Annotated in this window: 23 protein-coding genes; 6 read left to right on the forward strand and 17 right to left on the reverse strand. The window is 68.1% G+C overall.

The features are described 5' to 3' along the window. Window positions 1–4: 4 nt before the first annotated feature. From P0Y59_18170 to P0Y59_18205, 8 genes are read right to left on the reverse strand one after another with little or no spacing between them, the layout of a single operon-like run. On the reverse strand, window positions 5–1,129 hold the full coding sequence (locus P0Y59_18170) for a flagellar hook-length control protein FliK (GenBank protein ID WEJ98849.1): 1,125 nt from the start codon (window positions 1,127–1,129) through the stop codon (window positions 5–7). Between the two features lie 38 nt (window positions 1,130–1,167). Beyond that, the gene (locus P0Y59_18175) at window positions 1,168–1,587 is read right to left on the reverse strand and encodes a hypothetical protein (protein WEJ98850.1); all 420 of its coding nucleotides are present in this window, start codon (window positions 1,585–1,587) and stop codon (window positions 1,168–1,170) included. Continuing rightward, window positions 1,580–2,908 (reverse strand): FliI/YscN family ATPase, encoded by a 1,329-nt coding sequence (locus P0Y59_18180; GenBank protein ID WEJ98851.1) that lies wholly within the window; start codon window positions 2,906–2,908, stop codon window positions 1,580–1,582. The genes P0Y59_18175 and P0Y59_18180 overlap by 8 nt, the downstream gene beginning before the upstream one ends. Next, complete coding sequence (locus tag P0Y59_18185) at window positions 2,902–3,645, reverse strand: FliH/SctL family protein (GenBank protein ID WEJ98852.1); 744 nt, start codon at window positions 3,643–3,645, stop codon at window positions 2,902–2,904. The genes P0Y59_18180 and P0Y59_18185 overlap by 7 nt, the downstream gene beginning before the upstream one ends. Next, the gene (gene fliG, locus P0Y59_18190; GenBank protein WEJ98853.1) at window positions 3,638–4,645 is read right to left on the reverse strand and encodes a flagellar motor switch protein FliG; all 1,008 of its coding nucleotides are present in this window, start codon (window positions 4,643–4,645) and stop codon (window positions 3,638–3,640) included. Before fliG ends, P0Y59_18185 begins: the two co-directional genes overlap by 8 nt. Further along, complete coding sequence (gene fliF, locus P0Y59_18195) at window positions 4,642–6,372, reverse strand: flagellar basal-body MS-ring/collar protein FliF (GenBank protein ID WEJ98854.1); 1,731 nt, start codon at window positions 6,370–6,372, stop codon at window positions 4,642–4,644. The genes fliG and fliF overlap by 4 nt, the downstream gene beginning before the upstream one ends. Window positions 6,373–6,375: 3 nt before the next feature. After that, window positions 6,376–6,747, reverse strand: a complete 372-nt coding sequence (gene fliE, locus P0Y59_18200; GenBank protein ID WEJ98855.1) for a flagellar hook-basal body complex protein FliE — start codon at window positions 6,745–6,747, stop codon at window positions 6,376–6,378. Next, window positions 6,744–8,048 carry a sigma-54 dependent transcriptional regulator gene (locus P0Y59_18205; protein WEJ98856.1) on the reverse strand — a complete coding sequence of 435 codons (1,305 nt, stop codon included), beginning with the start codon at window positions 8,046–8,048 and terminating at the stop codon, window positions 6,744–6,746. Before P0Y59_18205 ends, fliE begins: the two co-directional genes overlap by 4 nt. Window positions 8,049–8,297: 249 nt before the next feature. On the opposite strand from P0Y59_18205, the gene P0Y59_18210 reads away from it, so the two are divergent. Next, window positions 8,298–9,107 (forward strand): flagellin, encoded by an 810-nt coding sequence (locus P0Y59_18210; protein WEJ98857.1) that lies wholly within the window; start codon window positions 8,298–8,300, stop codon window positions 9,105–9,107. 123 nt (window positions 9,108–9,230) lie between these two features. Here the strand turns inward: P0Y59_18210 and P0Y59_18215 are convergent, their stop codons facing one another. After that, window positions 9,231–9,908, reverse strand: coding sequence for a winged helix-turn-helix domain-containing protein (locus tag P0Y59_18215; GenBank protein ID WEJ98858.1), 678 nt, complete (start codon window positions 9,906–9,908; stop codon window positions 9,231–9,233). 71 nt (window positions 9,909–9,979) lie between these two features. On the opposite strand from P0Y59_18215, the gene P0Y59_18220 reads away from it, so the two are divergent. Beyond that, the gene (locus P0Y59_18220) at window positions 9,980–10,288 is read left to right on the forward strand and encodes an NIPSNAP family protein (GenBank protein WEJ98859.1); all 309 of its coding nucleotides are present in this window, start codon (window positions 9,980–9,982) and stop codon (window positions 10,286–10,288) included. Then, a complete protein-coding gene (locus tag P0Y59_18225; protein WEJ98860.1) occupies window positions 10,285–10,650 on the forward strand; it encodes an antibiotic biosynthesis monooxygenase in 366 nt (121 codons plus the stop codon). The genes P0Y59_18220 and P0Y59_18225 overlap by 4 nt, the downstream gene beginning before the upstream one ends. Here the strand turns inward: P0Y59_18225 and P0Y59_18230 are convergent. From P0Y59_18230 to P0Y59_18265, 8 genes are all read right to left on the reverse strand, one after another. Continuing rightward, window positions 10,622–11,377: a FliA/WhiG family RNA polymerase sigma factor gene (locus P0Y59_18230; GenBank protein WEJ98861.1), complete on the reverse strand. Its 756-nt coding sequence runs from the start codon at window positions 11,375–11,377 to the stop codon at window positions 10,622–10,624. The two genes, P0Y59_18225 and P0Y59_18230, sit on opposite strands and share 29 nt — an antisense overlap. Next, window positions 11,374–13,455 (reverse strand): flagellar biosynthesis protein FlhA, encoded by a 2,082-nt coding sequence (gene flhA / locus P0Y59_18235; GenBank protein ID WEJ98862.1) that lies wholly within the window; start codon window positions 13,453–13,455, stop codon window positions 11,374–11,376. Before flhA ends, P0Y59_18230 begins: the two co-directional genes overlap by 4 nt. Before the next feature lie 3 nt (window positions 13,456–13,458). Further along, complete coding sequence (locus P0Y59_18240; protein WEJ98863.1) at window positions 13,459–14,331, reverse strand: lytic transglycosylase domain-containing protein; 873 nt, start codon at window positions 14,329–14,331, stop codon at window positions 13,459–13,461. Window positions 14,332–14,524: 193 nt separating this feature from the next. Next, window positions 14,525–14,854 carry a flagellar protein FlgN gene (locus tag P0Y59_18245; protein WEJ98864.1) on the reverse strand — a complete coding sequence of 110 codons (330 nt, stop codon included), beginning with the start codon at window positions 14,852–14,854 and terminating at the stop codon, window positions 14,525–14,527. Beyond that, window positions 14,841–15,128: a flagellar biosynthesis anti-sigma factor FlgM gene (locus P0Y59_18250; GenBank protein ID WEJ98865.1), complete on the reverse strand. Its 288-nt coding sequence runs from the start codon at window positions 15,126–15,128 to the stop codon at window positions 14,841–14,843. Before P0Y59_18250 ends, P0Y59_18245 begins: the two co-directional genes overlap by 14 nt. A 67-nt stretch (window positions 15,129–15,195) precedes the next feature. Then, a complete protein-coding gene (locus P0Y59_18255; GenBank protein ID WEJ98866.1) occupies window positions 15,196–15,741 on the reverse strand; it encodes a flagella basal body P-ring formation protein FlgA in 546 nt (181 codons plus the stop codon). 44 nt (window positions 15,742–15,785) lie between these two features. Next, window positions 15,786–16,319 carry a flagellar motor protein MotB gene (locus P0Y59_18260; protein WEJ98867.1) on the reverse strand — a complete coding sequence of 178 codons (534 nt, stop codon included), beginning with the start codon at window positions 16,317–16,319 and terminating at the stop codon, window positions 15,786–15,788. Then, a complete protein-coding gene (locus P0Y59_18265; protein ID WEJ98868.1) occupies window positions 16,316–17,014 on the reverse strand; it encodes a MotA/TolQ/ExbB proton channel family protein in 699 nt (232 codons plus the stop codon). Before P0Y59_18265 ends, P0Y59_18260 begins: the two co-directional genes overlap by 4 nt. 225 nt (window positions 17,015–17,239) lie before the next feature. On the opposite strand from P0Y59_18265, the gene flgB reads away from it, so the two are divergent. From flgB to P0Y59_18280, 3 genes are read left to right on the forward strand one after another with little or no spacing between them, the layout of a single operon-like run. Further along, window positions 17,240–17,593 carry a flagellar basal body rod protein FlgB gene (gene flgB, locus P0Y59_18270; GenBank protein WEJ98869.1) on the forward strand — a complete coding sequence of 118 codons (354 nt, stop codon included), beginning with the start codon at window positions 17,240–17,242 and terminating at the stop codon, window positions 17,591–17,593. 1 nt (window position 17,594) lies between these two features. Beyond that, window positions 17,595–18,005 (forward strand): flagellar basal body rod protein FlgC, encoded by a 411-nt coding sequence (gene flgC, locus P0Y59_18275; GenBank protein ID WEJ98870.1) that lies wholly within the window; start codon window positions 17,595–17,597, stop codon window positions 18,003–18,005. A 2-nt stretch (window positions 18,006–18,007) separates the two neighbouring features. Then, window positions 18,008–18,688, forward strand: coding sequence for a flagellar hook capping FlgD N-terminal domain-containing protein (locus P0Y59_18280; GenBank protein WEJ98871.1), 681 nt, complete (start codon window positions 18,008–18,010; stop codon window positions 18,686–18,688). The last annotated feature ends 8 nt before the right edge of the window (window positions 18,689–18,696 follow it).

The following is an 18,696-nucleotide window of genomic DNA, read 5'->3' on the forward strand; positions in this document are numbered from 1 at the left end:
AATGTCAGGCTAGTCGTTGATCGGTGGAAAAATCGGCATCGGCAGCGGGCACCGCCACGGGCGCGGGCACGCGCGGGGCGGCGCGCGACTGGTGATTCGCGTGGTTCGCGCCGCCGCCGCCAGCGCCGGTGTCGACGCTGGTCTGCCCAAGCTTCACGCCGCGCGCGTCGGCCAGTTCGGCGAGGCGCGGCTGTGCTTCGGTCAGGAGCGCGCGCGTCGCCTGGGTGTCGGCGGTGAAGCGGACATGGAGCGTATCCCCGTCCTTGCGCAGCGCGACATCGACGCCACCCAGCGCATCGGGAACGAGGCGAATCCGTGTGTCGCGCGCATTGGCATCGTCGCGCAGCATCTCGATGCGGTCGATCATGCCGTGCAGTCCGCGATCGTCGCGCAGGTCGAGCGCGGGATTCTGCGCGCCGCCCGCAGCCTGCACGATGGGCCGCGCCGCGGCATCGGCCTGCGCCATCGCCACCAGCGCGCCGGTATTGCGCGGATCGGCGCGATCATCGGCGCGCGCGGGGCGCTCGTGATTGGCGAGGACCGCCGCGATCGCCGCGGCGAAGGTCTGGCCGGCCGGCTGCGCGGTGGGAACCGCGGTCATGGGCGACGGAGCGGCAGCGACGGTCTTCGACAAAGGCTCCGTCACGCCGACATCCGTTTTCACCGGGAGCCCGGCGGCCGGGGCCGGCAGTTCCTTCATCGTGGCGTCGGTCTTTGCCTCCATGACGCCAGGGGCCAGCATCAACGGAACGGCGGCGGCAATTGCCGCCGGACCGGGATCGATACCAGCCGCGCCGGCAAAGGGCGCGCGTGCGCCGGGATCTGGCGGCAGCATGAGCGGCGGGGCCGCCGGCGCCGGGATCGGCAATCCGACCGGCAGCCAGATCAGCGCCGGATCGATCGGCTTGCCGTCATCGGCAAGAGTGACAGGCAAGACCTTGCCGTCATCGGCAAGACCCTGCCGGTGAGCCGGCAACGCCGTATCGGCCGGATCGTCGGGCGCGGCCGAGGCACCCGCGTCCAGAAACGCCGCAAGAAGCTGAACGAATCCGCCAGCCGCGCCCCCCGGCGCGGCTGGACCGGAAACCGGTACTGTCGTCTGTGGCAACTGGGTCGAGAGCTCGATCATCCATATATCCCGTTCGGCACATTCCGCCGCTCAGGGTTTCAGCAAGGATCGTGCCGGATCTTCCGGGTGGGCGGGGCGGCTTCGAGCGCGCGGATCGCCTTGAGCGCCGCGTCGGCATCGGCACGCGCGATCAGCTTCTCGATCGCGTTCTGGTCCCGCCTGGCTTCGCGGGTGGCTTCGACGGCGCGCTCCACCACGCGTTCAGCGGCGCGGAGCCGCCCCTCCGCCGCTTCGGCCGACTGCTGGAGCCGGTCGCGGAAATGGGCGGTGGCGATGAGGGAGAAGCCCTCGGTCGCGGTCGAGCTCGGCGCGACCGCTTCGGCGAGCTGCGCGATCCTGCCCTTGAGCGCCGTCTCGCTGTTGAACCGCTCCTGCGCCCGCACCTCCTCGGCACGGACCAGCCCAAGCTGCAGCGTGCGGACACGAAGCAGCCGGTCGAGCTTGGCCGGCTTAGCCATCTCCAAACACGCCGGTGAGTTCCATCACGGCATCGCCGAGCGATACGATCTCGTCAGGGTCCTGCCTGATATATTCCATCACCGCCGGGTGGCAGGCGATGGCAGCGTCGATCGCCGGATCAGTGCCGGCGCGATAGGCGCCCATCAGCACCAGGTCGCGATTCTCCTCATAGGTCGCGAGATGACGCCGCAGCACGCGCGCCGCCTTCTGGTGCGGCTTGTCGACGATGTCGGTCATCACGCGGCTGACGGACGGACCGATGTCGATCGCCGGATAGACGCCATGTTCGGCCAGCGCGCGCGACAGCACGATATGGCCGTCCAGGATCGAACGGGCGCTGTCGACAACGGGATCGTTGCCGTCATCGCCATCGGCGAGCACGGTGTAGATCGCGGTGATCGAGCCGCCCGACGCGACGTCGGTGCCGGCACGCTCGATCAGGTTGGGCAGCATGGCGATGGCCGACGGCGGGTAGCCACGCGCGCTGGCCGGCTCGCCGAGCGCGAGGCCGATCTCTCGGCCGGCGTGAGCGACGCGCGTCAGGCTGTCCATGATCAGCAGCACTTTCTTGCCCTGGGCGCGGAACGCCTCGGCAATGGCATGAGTGCGCAACGCGCCGCGGATGCGCAGCACCGGCGAATGATTGGCGGGGACCGCGACGACGACGGCACGCTGGCGCGCCTCGCCAGCGACCTTGGTCTCCAGAAAATCGGCAACCTCGCGGCTGCGCTCGCCGATCAGGCCGATCACGATCACATCGGCCTCGGCCGCGCGCACGATCATGCCGAGCAGCACTGACTTGCCGACGCCCGAACCGGCCATGATCCCGATACGCTGGCCCTGGCCGACGGTGAGCAATCCGTTGATCGCGCGAACGCCGACATCGAGCGGCTGAAGCACGCGGCCGCGATCGAGCGGGCTTTGCAGCTTGCCGGCGAGCGGCCAGTGATCCGCCCCGCGAATCGGACCGAGCCCGTCGATCGGCTTGCCCGCGCCATCGACGACACGGCCCAGCAGTGCCGCCCCGACCTCAGCCTCGCCCGGAGGGCCGAGCGGCCGCACCGGCATTTGCGGGAGCAGCGGCGCCGGGCCGCCCAGGTTCATCAGCAGGGTCCGCCCGTTGCGGAAACCGATCACCTCGGCCTCCACGCCGACCCCGCGGGTGCCGACCTGGCAGACCGTGCCGACCGGCAGGGTCAGGCCGACCGCCTCCATCAACAGGCCGTCGAACGAGGCGAGCCGGCCGGAGATCTTCGGAGCCGGTATGAAATCGGGCACGCCCAGCGATTCGAGATAATCGCTCGTGAAACGGTTCAGCATGGCGGCACGGCCACCCGGTCGATCGCCAGGGTGAGCTGTTCAAGCCAGAGTTCCGGGCCGTCCTCGACAATGGTCGAGGCCGATTCAAGTACGAAACTGCCGCGCGCGACATCCGCGTCGCCGACCGCGAACACTGTCTTGGGCAGCCTGCCGTCAAGCAAGGCGACATCGTCGGGATGAACGCGCAGGAGCGCCGATTCGGCACTGTCCGCGAGAATCTCCGCAGCCGAATCAATCCGGCGGGCGAGGATGTCGGGCGAAATGCCCGCTTCCCCGATCAGCCTGGTGACAAGGAACATCACGGTCTGGCGTAACTGGCGGGCCATCAGTTCGCGATCGAGCCTGCCTTCGTTGCGCAGTGCTTCACCTAGCGCGGTCAGCAGCGCTCGATCACGATCGCCGGTCTCGCCGATCTCGGCAATGGCCGCGGCCATGCCCTCGGCAAAGCCGGCTGCGTGAGCGGAAGCGAGCGGATCGACGAAGGGCGCCGGGGCCGGCGCGGCCTCGACTGCGGCGAACGGATCCCAGCCCTCGGTCGGCTTGGCATCCGGATCGGCCGGATGGAAATGCTTCGGACCGTCCGATTGCGGCGAGAAGGATACCGGACCGGCGCGGCCCGTGGCCCATGCCCTGAGATCGGCCGGCGCGAACCCTTCGGGCGGAACCTCGAACGCCTGGTGAAGCGCCTGCGCTATCGCTTCGTGGCGGGCGACAAAGCCCGCGGTGAAATCAGACATAATCGTCCTCGCCGCCGCCCATCTGGATCGTGCCGTCCTTGGCGAGGTTGCGCGCGATCTGGATGATCACCTTTTGCGCCTCGAGCACTTCGGACAGTTTCATCGGGCCGCGTGCCTCCATCTCGTCGCGGATGCCATCGGCGGCGCGGCTGGACATGCAACCAAGGAAGCGGGCGCGCATCGATTCGTCCACGCCCTTGAGAGCCCGGGTAAGGATGTCGCCGTCGATGTTGCGGATGAGCGTGCCGAGATTCTTGTCGTCGAGCTCAAGCAGATTGTCGAAGACGAACATCGCCTCCTCGATTGCCTTGGCCACGTCGCGGTCGATCTTGAACAGCTTGGGCATGACGCGAAGCTCGGTTGCCTTGCGGCCGCTCGAGAGGATCTTCGCCGCGTCCTTGGTGCCGCCCAGCGTGACGCCGGCCGGCTGCTGGGTCGTGCCGACCCGGCCGGCGAGCACCGTCTTCAGCGTCTCGACCGCCTCGGGCGTGATCGGTCCGAGCCGCGCGACGCGGTGAAGGATATCGGGCTGCACCGCGTCGGGCAGCAATTCGAGCACCTGCGCCGCTACCGTCGGATCGAGGTTCGCGATCAGCACGGCGGCGATCTGGGGATGCTCCTTCTCGATCAGCCCCGCAATCTCCGTCGAGTCGAGCCAGTCGAGCAGGTCGATCTGGCAGGCATCCTCGGGCGGGATGATCCGCGACAGCACGCTGTCCGCCTTTTCCTGGCCGAGCGCGCGGGTCATCATCGTCTCGATCTGCGGACGCGGATCGAACGAGATACCAGTACGCTCGCGCGCCTTGCCGACGAAATCGTCGAGCACGAACTCGACCTCGGTCTCGCTGACATCGGCGACGGCGAACATCGCCTTGCCGAGCTGGCGCACTTCCTCGGGATCGAGCTTCTGCAGGATCGCGGCGGCTTCTTCCTCGCCGACCAGCATCATCAGCACGGCGGCGCGCTCGACGCCGGTATAGTTGCGGAAAGGCGCGGTCATGGCTTGGCGTCCGCCTTGATCATGTCACGCACCGCCAGCGCGGCGCGCGCCGGATTGTCCCGGGTGAAGCCCCGTACCATACCAATTCGGTCGTCATAGTTACGGGCGCTTTCGAGCGCGTCGATGCTGACCGGGACGCCATTGGCACTCCCGGCTCCACCGCCGCCCGCGCCCCCGGTCGCGCCGCCATAGTCGCGGCCGAGCGCCAGGCGCGGCGCCGCGTCGTCGCGCTTCTTCAGCATCGCCTTGGCGAGCGGGCGCACGCCGAGGAACAGCACCAGCAGCGCGATCACGATGGCCGTGACGTTGCGCGCCACCACCGGCAGCCAGCCAGCCTCGTACCAGGGCTGCTTGTCGTCGAGCGCGGTCGCTCCGGCGAACTTGCGGCTGATCACGGTGACCTGGTCGGCGCGGCCCTGGTTATAGCCAACCGCCGTCTGGACGAGCTGGGTGATCTGCTGGATCTCGAGCTGGCTGCGCGGCTTGCCGGCCTCCGGCTCGCGCAGCAGCACCGCGACCGACAGCCGCTTGATCGCGCCGGGAGCAGCCCGGGTGACCGAGACTTCCTTACCCAGATCATAGGCACGGCTATACTGGTCGCTCTGCTTCATCGCATCGCTGACCGCGCCGACCACGGCGGCTGCCGCGGACGGCGCGCCGGGGGCACCTGCGACCGGCGGCGTACCGGGGGCGGGCGTCGGCGTCGGCTTCGGTGCGTTGAGCGTCGAAGCCGGCGGTGGCGTGTTCGACAGCGCGCCGGGGATGCCGCCGGGCTGGGCGCCGGCGCCGTCCTTCTGGTTGCCGGTCCAATTGCCCTGTTCGGCGCGTAGCGTGCCCTGCTTGTCGTAGCTTTCGCGGGTTGCCTGGGTCTCGTCGAGATCGACATCCGCCTGGACCTCGACAGTGAAATTGCCGGCGCCGACCAGCGGCGTCAGCAATTGCACCACCTGCGCGCGGTTCTTTTCCTCGATGCGGCGCTGGAAGGCGATTCGTTCGTCGCTGGCCATGCCGAGCGCGCTCTTGTCGGAGCCCTTGGTGAGCAGGCCGCCCATCTGGTCGACGATCGTGACCGCCTCGGGCTTCATGCCCGGAACCGACGAGGCGACGAGATTGATGATCGAGCTGACCTGCGCATCGCCCAGCGACCTGCCCGGTTGAAGCTTGACGATAACCGAGGCCGAGGGCGCGGCGTTATCGCGGACAAATACCGATGCCTCGGGCGTGGCGAGATGGACTCGCGCCTCGGCCACCGCATCGATCTCCTGGATCGACCGGGCGAGTTCGGTCTCGCGTGCCTGGCGAAGGCGCTCGCCCTCGACCGCGCGGCTCACGCCCATCGGCAGATTGTCGAGAATCTGATACCCGCCGGGCGCACCCTTGGGCAGGCCCTGCCCGGCAAGCAGGATTCGCGCCCGGGAATAATCGTCCTCGTTCACCGTCAGGGCGCCGGTGCCCTCGTCGATCCGCGCGGTGATCTTGGCCTGCTGGAGCGCCTGGGTGACCGATCCCTTGTCGACGTCGCTGAGCCCTGAAAACAGGGTCTTCTGCGTCGGTGTGGACAGCATGACCCAGGCAAGCGCGGCGGCCGCGATCAGCCCGATCATCAGCACCATCGGCAGGCTGCGGCGCACCGCCGGCTGGGCGAGCAGATCCTGGATCTGCCGCAGGGGGTTGGCGAAGCGCTCCGGCAGGGCGGGCGTGGCGGACGGGGTGAGGGCGTTGCTCATGGTTTACACCGGCATGCTCATGATGTCCTTGTAGGCGGACAGGAGTTTATTGCGGACCTGAAGCGTCGCCTCGAAGCCGACCGAGGCCTGCTGCCGGGCGAGCATCACTTTCGCGATGTCGATATTCTCGCCGCGCTCGTACGCGGCGGAGAGCTCGCCGGCCTTGTTCTGGCCTTCGTTGACGCTCTTCAGCGCCTCTTCCATCGTCGCGGCGAAGCTGGTCGGCTTGGACGAGCCGACGCCCTGGGCCGGAGCCGATGTGCCGGCCGTCGCATTGGCCCGCGACAGCGCTTCGTTGCGTTCGAGGATCTGCGCGCGAAGCTGCATCACCCGGTCGACGCTCATCGCGCCGCCGATTCCGCCGACGCCGCTCATGCCGACACCGCCTTGTTCGGGGCACGGGTGATGTCGTCACCCTGCTCGCGGGCCTTGGCGAGGCGATAGCGCAGCGTCCGCTCCGAGATCCCCAGCCGCCGCGCGGTTTCGATCCGGCTGCCGCCACAGGCAGCGAGCGTCTCGCGGATCGCCGCGAACTCGCTCATCTGGACGATGTTGCCCAGGGTTGCGGGCTGGGTCGCCGGCTGATCGTTGGCGGCGTGCGCGGCGAAGGCCGGGACCGGCGCCGACGGACGATCGAACACGATATGCTCGGCCTGGATCGTATCGCCCGCCGCGAACAGCAAGGCGCGCTGGATGACGTTTTCGAGCTCGCGGACATTGCCCGGCCAGTCATGGCCCATCAGCGCCTCAACCGCCGAGGCATCGGGCCAGGGGGTCGTCGCACGATTGCCGGCATGGCGCAGGATCAGGGTCGCGGCGAGCGCTGGGATATCCTGGCGGCGCTCGACAAGCGGCTTCGTGCTCAGCGGGAAGACCGAGAGGCGGTAATAGAGGTCGGCGCGGAACCGGCCGGCGGCGACTTCGGCCTGGAGATCGCGGTTGGCGCAGGCGATGATCCGGACATCCACCGAGACGGGCGTCGAGGCACCGATCGGCACGACCTCGCGCTCCTGCAGCACACGGAGCAGCTTCGACTGGAGCTGGAGCGGCATCTCGGCGATCTCGTCGAGCAGCAGCGTGCCGCCATGCGCGGCGCGGAAAAACCCTTCGCCGCCCGAGGAAGCGCCGGTGAAGGCACCCTTCTGGTGGCCGAACAGCAGCGCCTCAAGCATCGTCTCCGGCAGCGCGGCGCAATTGATCGCGATGAACGGGCCATCGCGGCGGCTTGAGTTGAGATGGATCGAGCGGGCAAGCACTTCCTTGCCGGTGCCGGTCGGGCCATTGATCAGCACGCTGATGTCGGCGGCGGCGACCCGCTCTGCCAGGGCGTAGAGCGCGAGGCTCTCCGGGTCGGCGGCGGTCGGCGTTTCCTGTTCGGCGACGAGTGCGCGGACGAAGCCGTTGCCGACATGCGCGTCCTCGGGGCCGAAGGCGATCCGCGCGGGGCTGCCGTCGCGGGCCGGGACGATATGGCGGCCGGCCGAGCCGACGGCATCGCCGATGATCACGGTGCGGGCCGGTGCGGGCGGCGTCTCGCCATCGGCGACGAGATAGATGTCGCCCGGCTGCGGCCGCCCATCCTCGAACGAGCGGACCGCGAACCCCTGGGCGCGGAGCGACGATACGAGCGTATATTTCTGCCGCAGGACCGCAGCTGACGGGACGATGGCACGCATTGAATTCCCCCTTCGATAGGAAGGGAAATGCCGCACGGATGGTAAACGCGGAGTTAAGCATATTGCCATGGCGGCAAATTATTTCCGCCCGGCAGGAATGCGCCACCACAGGCCCCGGAAATGCACGGTTTCCGGCCGTGCCGTGCGAATTTACTTAATCGGCGTCGTTGCCGGTCGTTACCTTCCATGACGGCTCGGCCCTCCGCTTGGGGGCGGCGGGGATCGTCAGATCACAATGGAGTTCGGACAATGACTGTTATCGGAACCAACGTTGCCGCGCTGCGCGCGACCAACGCGTCGAACGCGGCGTCGAAGGCGCTGCAGACCAGCATCGAGCGCCTGTCGACCGGCAAGCGCATCAACAGCGCGAAGGACGACGCGGCAGGGTCCGCCATCGCTTCCTCGCTGACCTCGCAGATCAAGGGCCAGACCCAGGCGATCCGCAACGCGAACGACGGCATCTCGCTGGCCCAGACCGCCGACGGCGCGCTGGGTGAAGTCACCAACATCCTGCAGCGCGTCCGCGAACTGTCGGTCCAGTCGGCGTCGGGCACCTATTCCGACGACGACCGCAAGAACCTGCAGGTCGAAGTCAAGGAATTGGCGTCGCAGCTTTCGGACATCACGTCGAAGACCAACTTCAACGGCGTCACCCTGTTCGGCGCGAGCGACGTCACGATCAACATCCAGACCGGTTCGGGCTCGGCCGACCAGGTCGCGCTGAAGATCACCGCGCTCAACCTCACCAGCGTCGGCAGCATCGACATCTCCACCGCCGCCGGCGCCAAGAGCGCGCTCGACACGCTCGACACCTCGCTGCTGGCGGTCAACACGACCCGCTCGTCGATCGGCGCGGGCCAGAGCCGCCTTGAGTCGGTGGTCAACAACCTGACCAGCAACGTCGCCAACCTGACCGACGCGCGCAGCCGGATCGAGGATGTCGATTTCTCGACCGAGACGACCAACCTCGCCAAGGCTCAGATCCTGAGCCAGGCATCGACGGCGCTGCTCGCCCAGGCGAACCAGAGCCAGCAGGGCGTGCTCTCCCTGCTCCGTTAATATCGGGAAACGGCCCCCGGCACCGCCCCCCATCGGGTGTCGGGGCCGACCGGGCTCTTCCCGCAAGGGCGGAGCAACCAGGAACCCCGGCGGTCGCAGGACCGCCGGGGTTTTTGTCGCGACTCAGCCGCCCAGGAACGCTGCGTCGAACGCCACCGCGCCGGCCGGGTCGAACCGTATCGCGCGCCCCTCGCCCCGGCGGGCCCAGCCGGCCGCGATGACATGGTCGAGGATCGCCGCACCCAGCACGCCGCCGAGATGGCTTCGCCGCTCGCTCCAGTCGAGACAGGCCCGGCACAGCGGCCGCCGCGCCCGGCCGAGCCGCGCCACGTCGATGCCCAGGCGGCCGAGGAAGCCGGCGCCCGCAGGCGTCACTGCCGGAGAATCCCCGCCGGCGATCAGGCCGTTCCGGGTAAAGGCCTGCATCAGCGCCACGGCCCGCTCCCCCGCGAGATGATCGTAGCAGATACGTGCCTCGCGCAGCGCAGCATCATTCGGGCCGGTCCGGACGCGCATCGCCCCGGTCCGCGCCGCCAGGCTCATCAGGCTTTCCAGCGCCTCGCCGACATCAGCCCCGGACAATTGGAAATAACGATGGCGACCCTGCCGTCGCGCGACGAGCAGCCCCGCGGCATCAAGCTTCGCCAGATGCCCGCTCGCGGTCGGCAACCCGACGCCGGCTGCCTGGGCCAGCTCGCTGACGGTCAGCGCGCGGCCGTCCATCAGCGCGGTCAACATGTTGGCGCGCGCCGGATCGCCGATCAGCGCGGCGATGGCGGCAATGCTTGGCCCGTCCTTCATGGTTCGATCATAGCCGAACCATCAGCGTCATATCAAGGTGTAGGACAAGGTCCGCAACAACGGAGCCGACCATGATCACCTGTTTCATCCGCTACGAGATCGATCCCTTCAACCTGTCCGCCTTCGAGCAATATGCACGGACCTGGGGCGAGGCCATTCCCCGCTGCGGCGCCGATCTGATCGGCTATTTCGCGCCGCACGAGGGATCGGTGACCACGGCGTACGGCGTCTATTCGATCGCCGATCTCGCCGCGTACGAAGCCTATCGCGCCCGACTGATGGCCGATCCGCTCGGCCGGGAGAATTTTGCCTTTGCCAAGGCGGAGCGTTTCATCCGCCGGGAGGACCGGCTGTTCCTGCGCCGGGTCGACACGCAATGATCGCGGTGATCTTCGAGGTCAGGCCGGCCGACGGCCAGCGGGCACGCTATCTCGATCTGGCCGCGGCACTACGCCCCGAGCTTGAGGCGATCGACGGATTCGTCTCGATCGAACGTTTCGAAAGCCTGACCGAGCCAGGCAAGCTGCTGTCGCTGTCCTTCTTCCGTGACGAGGCGGCGGTGGCGGCATGGCGCAACCGCCCCTCGCACCGCGCGACACAGGCGCAGGGCCGCGATTCGGTATTCGAGGATTATCGCCTGCGGATCGCGGCGGTCGTGCGGGATTACGGCATGGCCGATCGCGACGAAGCGCCCGACGACAGCAGGGTGGCGTTCAGCCCCGCCGCATCAGCGCCTTCTTGAGGCGGTCATGCGCCGATTTCTTGATCTGGCAGATCCGCGCCGCGCCGACGCCGAGGACAAGCCCGATCTCTTCCAGGTTCAGTTCCTCGACATAATAAAGCTGGATCACCTGCGCCTCGCGTTCGGGCAGGGCGGAGATCGCGCTGATCAGTGCCTCGCGCAGATCGGCCTCGGCGAGTTGCTCGAAGGCGTCAGGCTCGTCACTGGCGAACCAGGGCTTGTCGTCCGAATAGACCTGGTCGATCGCCTCGAACCGCACGGGCTCAGCCGTCGCATATTCCAGGCGGAGCTTCTCAACGGTGACGCAGAGTTTTTCGGCGATCGCCGCTTCGGTCGGCGCGTGGCCAAGCTCGGTCGTCAGCGCAGCGATCGCGTTATTATAGGCGCGCCTGCGGCGCATCGCGCCACGGGTCAGCGTTGCCTGGCGCCGCAACGCATCGATCATCGATCCCCGCACACGGGTGACGAGATATTGTTCGAAGGTGACCTGGCCGCGATCCTCGAAGCTGGAGCCCGCCTCGACCAGGGCGACCAGACCGATCTGCACTAGGTCCTCGACCTCGATCGCGCTGCTCATGCCGCCATGGATGTGCCAGGCGAGGCGGCGGACAAGCGGCATATGCTTCCTGGCGAGCGTCGCCATGTCGGGCGCCGAGGCAGCCGAGGTCCGTCCATAGACCAGCGGCATCGCGCCCGAGAAGGCGGCGGGGTGCGGCTGCGCGGTCATGCCGGCAGCGCTCCGGGCGCGCCGATCACGGCGACGACCTCGACAGATTTGTCCTCGGGTACTTCGAAGAAGCTCATGACTGGGGTATCCGGCAAGATGGTACGGACGAGTTTGCGGATGGCGACGCGGATCGCCGGCTGGACGACGAGCGCGAAGGGCTTCGCCTCATCGACCAGGGGCTGGGCGGCGCGCTGAAGCGCGTCGACGATCCGGCGGCCTAGATCGGGCTCGATGGTGTGGCGGCGCGACGGATCGGAACGGACGGCCTGGCCGAGCAGCCCTTCGAGCTGGCCTTCCAGGGTCATCACGCGCAGCGGCTCGCGCACGCCGCACAGTTTCTGGATGATCAGCCCGCCAAGCTCCGGGCGGATCATCTCGATGATCTCGTCGGCGTCGAGCGTCCGCTGGGCGGCGACCGCGATGGCGGCGGCGATGCGGCGGAATTCCTTCAGCGGCACATTCTCCGCAAGCAGGCCGCGCAGCACCTGGGTGAGCGTGGTCAGCGGCAACGGGCTGGGCGACAGCGACGCGACGAGGTTCGCGGCGCGATCCTTCAGCCCGTCGAGCAGGCTCTGGACTTCGTCGGGGCCAAGCAATTCGCTGGCATGCGCGCCAAGCTGATGGTTGAGATGAGTCGCGACCACGGTGCCCGGATCGACCACCAGATAACCCGCACCGGTGGCGGCATCGGTATCGCCGGCGGCGATCCAGACCGCGTCGAGCCCGAAGGTCGGGTCCTTGGCCTTCTTGCCCTGGAGCTCGCCGAACGCCTGGCCGGTATCGAGCGCGAGCATCTCGTCGGGCGAGACGCTGTCCTCGCCGACGGTCACGCCGCCGACGATGATACGATAGGTGAAGGGCGCAAGATTGATGTCGTCGCGCACGCGCACCTGCGGCACGACGAAGCCGAGCTCCTTGGACAGCTGGCGGCGGACACCGGTGATCCGGGCCATCAACGGGCTGCCGCGGCGTTCGTCGACCAGCGGCACCAAGCCATAGCCGATGTCGATATTGACCTGCATCCCGTCGGTCACCTCTTCCCAGCCGATCCTCGACTGGTCGACCGGCTCGACCGCGACGACCTCGACCGGGGCCGGGCGGCGGGCGATCTCGCGCAGCTTCCACGCGGCGAAACCGGCGGCGGCGGCGGCAGGCAGGATCACGAGATGCGGCATGCCGGGCATGAGGCCAAGCAGGGCGAGGATGATCGCGACCGGCGTCCAGGTACGGGCCGACCCGAACTGGCTGCCGATCTGGCCGGCAAGGTCCATGCTCGACGTCACTCGGGTGACGATGGCCGCGGCGGCGATCGACAGCATCAGCGACGGGATCTGCGCGACCAGCGCGTCGCCGACCGCGAGCAGCACGTAATTGTGCGCGGCGTCGCCGATCGTCATGCCGTGGCTGACCGGGCCGAGGATCAGGCCGCCGATGATATTGGCGGCGAGGATCAGCAGGCCCGCGACCGCATCGCCCTTCACGAACTTGGACGAGCCGTCCATCGAGCCGTAGAAATCGGCCTCGGTCGCAACCTCGATACGGCGCGCCTTGGCTTCCTCGGGCGTGATCAGGCCGGCGTTCAGATCGGCGTCGATCGCCATCTGCTTGCCGGGCAGCGCGTCCAGGGTGAAACGCGCCGACACTTCGGACACGCGGCCCGCACCCTTGGTCACCACGATCATGTTGATGATGACCAGGATGGCGAAGACGAACAGGCCGACGACATAGTCGCCGCCGATCAGGAAGGTGCCGAACGCCTCGATGACATGGCCGGCCGCGCTCTCTCCCTCATGACCGTGCACCAGCACGACACGGGTCGACGCGACGTTGAGGCTGAGGCGGAACAAGGTGGCGAACAGCAGCACGGTGGGGAAGGCGGAGAAGTCGAGCGGCTTCTGCGCGTTCAGCGATACCATCAGCACGGCGAGGCTGATCGTGATGTTCATGATGAAGAACAGGTCGAGCAGGGCCGGCGGGATCGGCACGACCATCAGCACGACCAGCAGCAGGATCGCGACCGGCAGCGCGGCGGAGCGGAACAGCGGCGCCATGCCGCCACGCTTGAGAGCAACAGCCATGCGTCAGGCCCCCAGGGTCGCGAGCATCATATACGCCAGCCGCGCCGTATCCGGCGTCGGCCGCATGAGATTGGCGGTCTGCGCGCGCGCGGCCCCTCCGTTGATCTGGTCGAGCGTCGCCTGCGCCCAGACGGCGGCGTCGCTGGTGCTGGTCTCGCCATTGCCGGGAATGACGGTCGCGCCGGATTCACCGAGCGTGGTCGAGGCAAGCGCAACGCCGCCAACCTTTGCCGCACCGCCGGCCGCGCCGTTTTCGAGCTTGGCGGTGAACCGGTCATAGATCTGCGCGAGCGTGCGCGGCTGGCCGTTCGAGGCGTAGAAGATATTGTGATTGGCGCGCGCCGCAGCGGGGAACATCGCCGCGCCGCTGCGGTTGGGGCTGTCCTGCATCGCGCCGAGAAAGGATCGAGCGCCGCCCAGGCCCAGGAAATGCGCCATATAGAGGTCGGTGCCGTTGGCGTCGCGGCCGAGCGCGCTCTCGATCGCGTCCTTGTTGTCCGACGCATGCTCCGCGGCCATGAGCGAGGCGGTCTGCGGATCGTTGCGTAGCGCGAGGATCGAACGCCGCAGGCCGGGATCGCTGACCGTCATACGGCCTGTACTGGTCGTCGAGATGCTGTCAGCCGCCCAGCCGAGGCCATGCTCCGCCCCGTGCTGCTTCACCACCCGCAGCCAGCTCTGTTCGATGAACTGATAAAGGCCCGAAGCGCTCGACGTGCCGGCGCGCGCATCGGCGCGCATGCCGCTTTCGAGCTGCGCCTGACCCATGAGATAGTTGAAATCGATCCCGGTCTTCTGGCTGGCAAGCGCGATCGCCGACTGCACCGAGCCGGTCGATTTCGTCCCCACGAGATTGGCAATCGGATTGAAGGTCATCGATCCCTGGCTGCTTTGCCCTTATTCAGGGCCACAAACAGCAAGGAGCGTGCCAGTTCTCGCCGCCAGGTCGTGGCGAGGGGGGATCGACCGTATCGAGACGCTATCGGGACGTCCGGCGCCTGTCCCTCGCTACGCCGTCTCGTCAGGCTCGGCGGCTATTCGGGACGATCTGGGTGGGGCCACCCGATTCTCAGGCGTAGACCTTGAGCCCCATGCCCGGGCGGTAGCCGGAACCGGCATCGCCGGTCAGACTTTGCAGGCGGCGGCGAACATTTGCCGCCATCAGGTTCACATAGATGCGGCAGGTCTCGTTGAGGCGGTTGGCCTCCTCGGCGAGATCGCGCAGTTCCGGGCCGGCCGGGCCAGTACCCAGTGCGGCGATGGCGTTGATGCCGGCAAGCTTGGCCTGGGTCGCGCGCTCCAGCCCCTCGACGTCGTTCGCCTTCAGCGCCGCGATCTCGGCGTGGAGCGATTCGATCACGCCGATCAGCGCGTCGCGCCTGGTGTTAGTCGGCGTCATGCGGATTCCATTCGAGTTTGAGCGCGATCAGCCGGTCGGCGATCGTCGTAGGGTAGATCGGAAAGGTGCCGTTGCGGATCGCGTTGCGGATACGCGATACCCGCTCGACATCGACCGGCGGCTGGTCGGCAAAGCCGAACGCCATGGCGGACAGCTCGAGTTGCTCGGCGACCACGCCTTCACGACCCGTCGCCTTGGCGGCCGGCGCGGCACGCGCAACCGGCACGACCTGCCGATCGCGTCCGGGCACTGGCTTTGAGCTGATCGAATCCACCACGTCTGCACCTTTGGGGTTACGCTGACAGGAGGAGTAACGACCGTTTCGTCCACACCTTAAGGAATTATTCCGTCCAGCCGGGCAGCGTTGCACGGCCCGATTCGATCGCCACCGCCTGTACCGGCGCCTTGGCGCTATCGACCTTGACGAGGAAGCGGGCACCCGGCGCGGCATCCGCCATCGCGATGCCCTCGCGCGTGATCGAGAAGCCGGGCGATCCGGCCGCGATCGTCACCGGATCGCCACGCTTGATCACGGCCGCGAACTTGACCGGCGCGACAGCGACCGGCGCAGCCGGCGCTGGTGCCGGGACTGGCTTCGCAACGGTGTGGACGGGAACGAAAATCCGCCATGCCGGGCCTGTGCAGGTCACCACTACCGCATCCTGGCCGGCACCGCGCCACGCCATCGAGACCATCGGACAGGCGGCGAGCTTCAGCCTGGTATCGACGATGCTGCGCGCGCCCCCGGCCTCGCCGATCGCCTTGCCGGTAAAGGCGGCGACGGCGCGGTCGATCGCCACGGTATCCTGAAAGGGCGCCGCCGCGACAGCGGGACCGGCGAGCAATGCGAGCGGCACGAGCAGGCGTGCCACGAACAAGGGGGACATGATTTTCTCCTCAGGGCGGCAAATGCGGGTTGTCGGGCGGCACATCATTGCCGTTCCCCGGCAAAGCCGATGGTGATCACGACGGTGCGGTGCATGCGGCCCGGATTCTCCGGCGCATTGACGATGGTCATGCGCCCGGCAGGCACCACATGCGCCGTGGCGAGCGCGGCCGCGACGGCTCGGGCACGATCGGCCGCAAGCACGGCGCCGCTGCCCGTCAGGGCATCGACGTCCCGGGGCGAGCCGTCAGCACTGCCGCTGATCTTCAGCACGACGCGGGGATCGCGCACCGCCTCCCGCGCCCAGGCGATCAGGCCCGCAGGCGTCGAGGGCAGCGCGGCGGAGCCGGGCATGAAATTCATCATCGCGGCCGCGGCCACGGGAATCGGATCGGGCGCGGCTGTCGGCGCTGCCGACACACCGAAGCCTTCGCGGATACCCCGTGCCAGCGCCTTGCGGTCGACATTCTGGCTCGCCTGGATCAGCACGAAGAAGCCGACCAGCAGCAGTGCCAGGTCGGCGAGCGTCATCAGCCAGATCGGACGGCCGGGCGCCGCTTCCGGGAAATCCTCGGTCATACGACGTCGGCCATCGGCACGGGGACGCCCAGCGGGGGCGCCGCGGCGCGCGGCTGCTCGCGGGCGGCGAGCGCGACAAGCGGTGCTTCGAGTCGAAGTCGTTCGACCGCTTCCTCGCGGGCGTGGCGGCGCAGGCGTGCCGCCACCGGCATCGCAACCAGATTGGCGAGCAGCGCGCCGTAGAGCGTGGCGAGCAGGGCAATCGCCATCGAGCCGCCGATCGCTGCCGGATCATCCATCTTCACGAACATGCCGACCAGACCGATGAGCGTGCCGACCATCCCCATCGCCGGAGCGACCTCGGCCATGCCGGCCCAGACGTCGGCGGCGGCGACATGGCGATCGATCCGCGCGCGACGGCAGTGCCGGACGAGCACCTCGACATCGGCGGCGGGCCGACCATCGACGATCGCGGCGATCGCGGCGGCGACATCGGCATCGGCGATGACCGAGCGATCGAGCGCCATCACGCCGTGCCGCCGGGCGATTCGGCCAAGCGCGCCGATCTGGTCGAGCAGCGGCCCGGCATCGAACCGGCGGCGCCCGATCGTGCCGAGTGCCGCGACGGCGCGCGACAGATCGCGCATCGGCGTGCGGAGCACGACGGCGAGCAACGTTCCGCCGCCGACGATCGAGATCGCGAGCGGATCGAGAAAGGGGCCCAGTTGCTGGGCGATATCGGGTGCGGTCGTCATCCGCCTGCCCGTTGCAAGGGGTGGGCCAAATGCCGGTCGCCACGTCGCGACACCCGACCATGCCGGGACAGCCGGCAGGCGGCCGGCAAGATTGCCGCCGGACCGGCAAGACCTTGCCGCCCCGGCTGCCGACAGGAGGCAGGAAGGAGATGCAGGACCCCGCCGATCGCGTTTGGCACGGCCTTTGCTGTGTTCCCTCGCGCAATCTTGCGCAGGAGAAGGCCAATGGCCAGCGACATGCTTTTCGGGATCCACGGTGCGGCGCTCCAGGTGCGTTCGCAGCGGATGGGCCTGCTCGCATCGAACATCGCCAATGCGTCGACCCCGGGCTTCAAGGCCAAGGACATCGACTTCCGCACCGCGCTTTCCGCGATGGAGCAGTCGGACAGCACCGGCAGCAGCAGCATCGGGAACTCGGTGCGCTACCGCGTGCCGAGCCAGGCCTCGCTCGACGGCAACACGGTCGAGCTGTCGACCGAGCAGACCGCCTTTGCCGAGAACGCCGTCCAGTATCAGACGACCCTGTCCTTTCTGAACGGGCGGATCGGCCAGATCACCCGCGCGCTGAAGGGCGAATAAGATGGCTGACAACGGCCTCAACATCTTCCAGGTCGCAGGTCGCGCGATGTCGGCGCAGCTCGTGCGGATGAACACCACGGCGTCGAACCTGGCCAATGCCGGGGCGATCTCGGGCAGCGCTGACACCGCCTACCGCACGATCAAGCCGGTGTTCCGCACCGAATATGACAAGGCGACGGGCCTTGCGACCGTCAATGTCGAGCAGATCGTGACCGCCGGCGGCGATCCGACCAAGCTCTACGACCCCTCGCATCCGATGGCTGACAAGGACGGCAACGTCTTCGTCAGCGCGGTCGACGAGACCCGCGAGCTGGTCGACATGATGGAGACCGCCCGCAGCTACCAAAACAATGTGGAGGTGATGCAGACCGCGAAGTCGCTGATCCTCGATACCCTCAAGCTGGGACGCTGATCATGAGCTCCGCCTTCGATACCACGCTCAACAACCTGGGCATCAACCGCACCACCAACAGCGCGCCGACCGCGTCGAAGGGCTCGACCTCGCTCGGCCAGGCGGATTTCCTGAAGCTGATGACGGCGCAGCTCAAGAACCAGGACCCGTTCTCGCCGGTCGACAACACCCAGATGGTCGCCCAGATGGCCCAGTTCTCGTCGCTGGCCGGCATCACCGACATGAACACGACGCTGAAGGCGATCTCCGACAAGCTGTCGGGCACCAGCGCCAGCGATGCGCTCGCCTATGTCGGCCGGACCGTGCTGACCGAAGGCAAGGTGGCCTATGGCCGCACCTCGGGCGGGATCGCCGGCGCCGTCGAGCTCGATGGCGCGGCAACCGACGTGACCGTCACGATCGAGAATGCCAACGGCCAGGTGCTGACCACGCAGCAGCTTGGCGCCCAGCCCAAGGGCACGGTCAATTACGACTGGGACGGCAAGACCGACGGCGGGGCGGATGCCGGCCCGGGCCCGTTCAAGGTCACCGTGACAGCCGCCAATGCCGGCACCAGCGTCGGTAGCCGCGGCCTTGTCTGGTCGCCGGTCGCCGCTGTGTCGATGCCCGCCTCGGGCTCGCCCGTGCTCACGCTTCCCGGCCTCGGCCAGGTTCCCATTTCCGCCGTTCGCCAGATCGGCTGACCTAATCA

Origin of the sequence: Candidatus Sphingomonas phytovorans (assembly GCA_029202385.1) — a bacterium.
In the GTDB taxonomy this organism is placed as follows: domain Bacteria; phylum Pseudomonadota; class Alphaproteobacteria; order Sphingomonadales; family Sphingomonadaceae; genus Sphingomonas; species Sphingomonas phytovorans.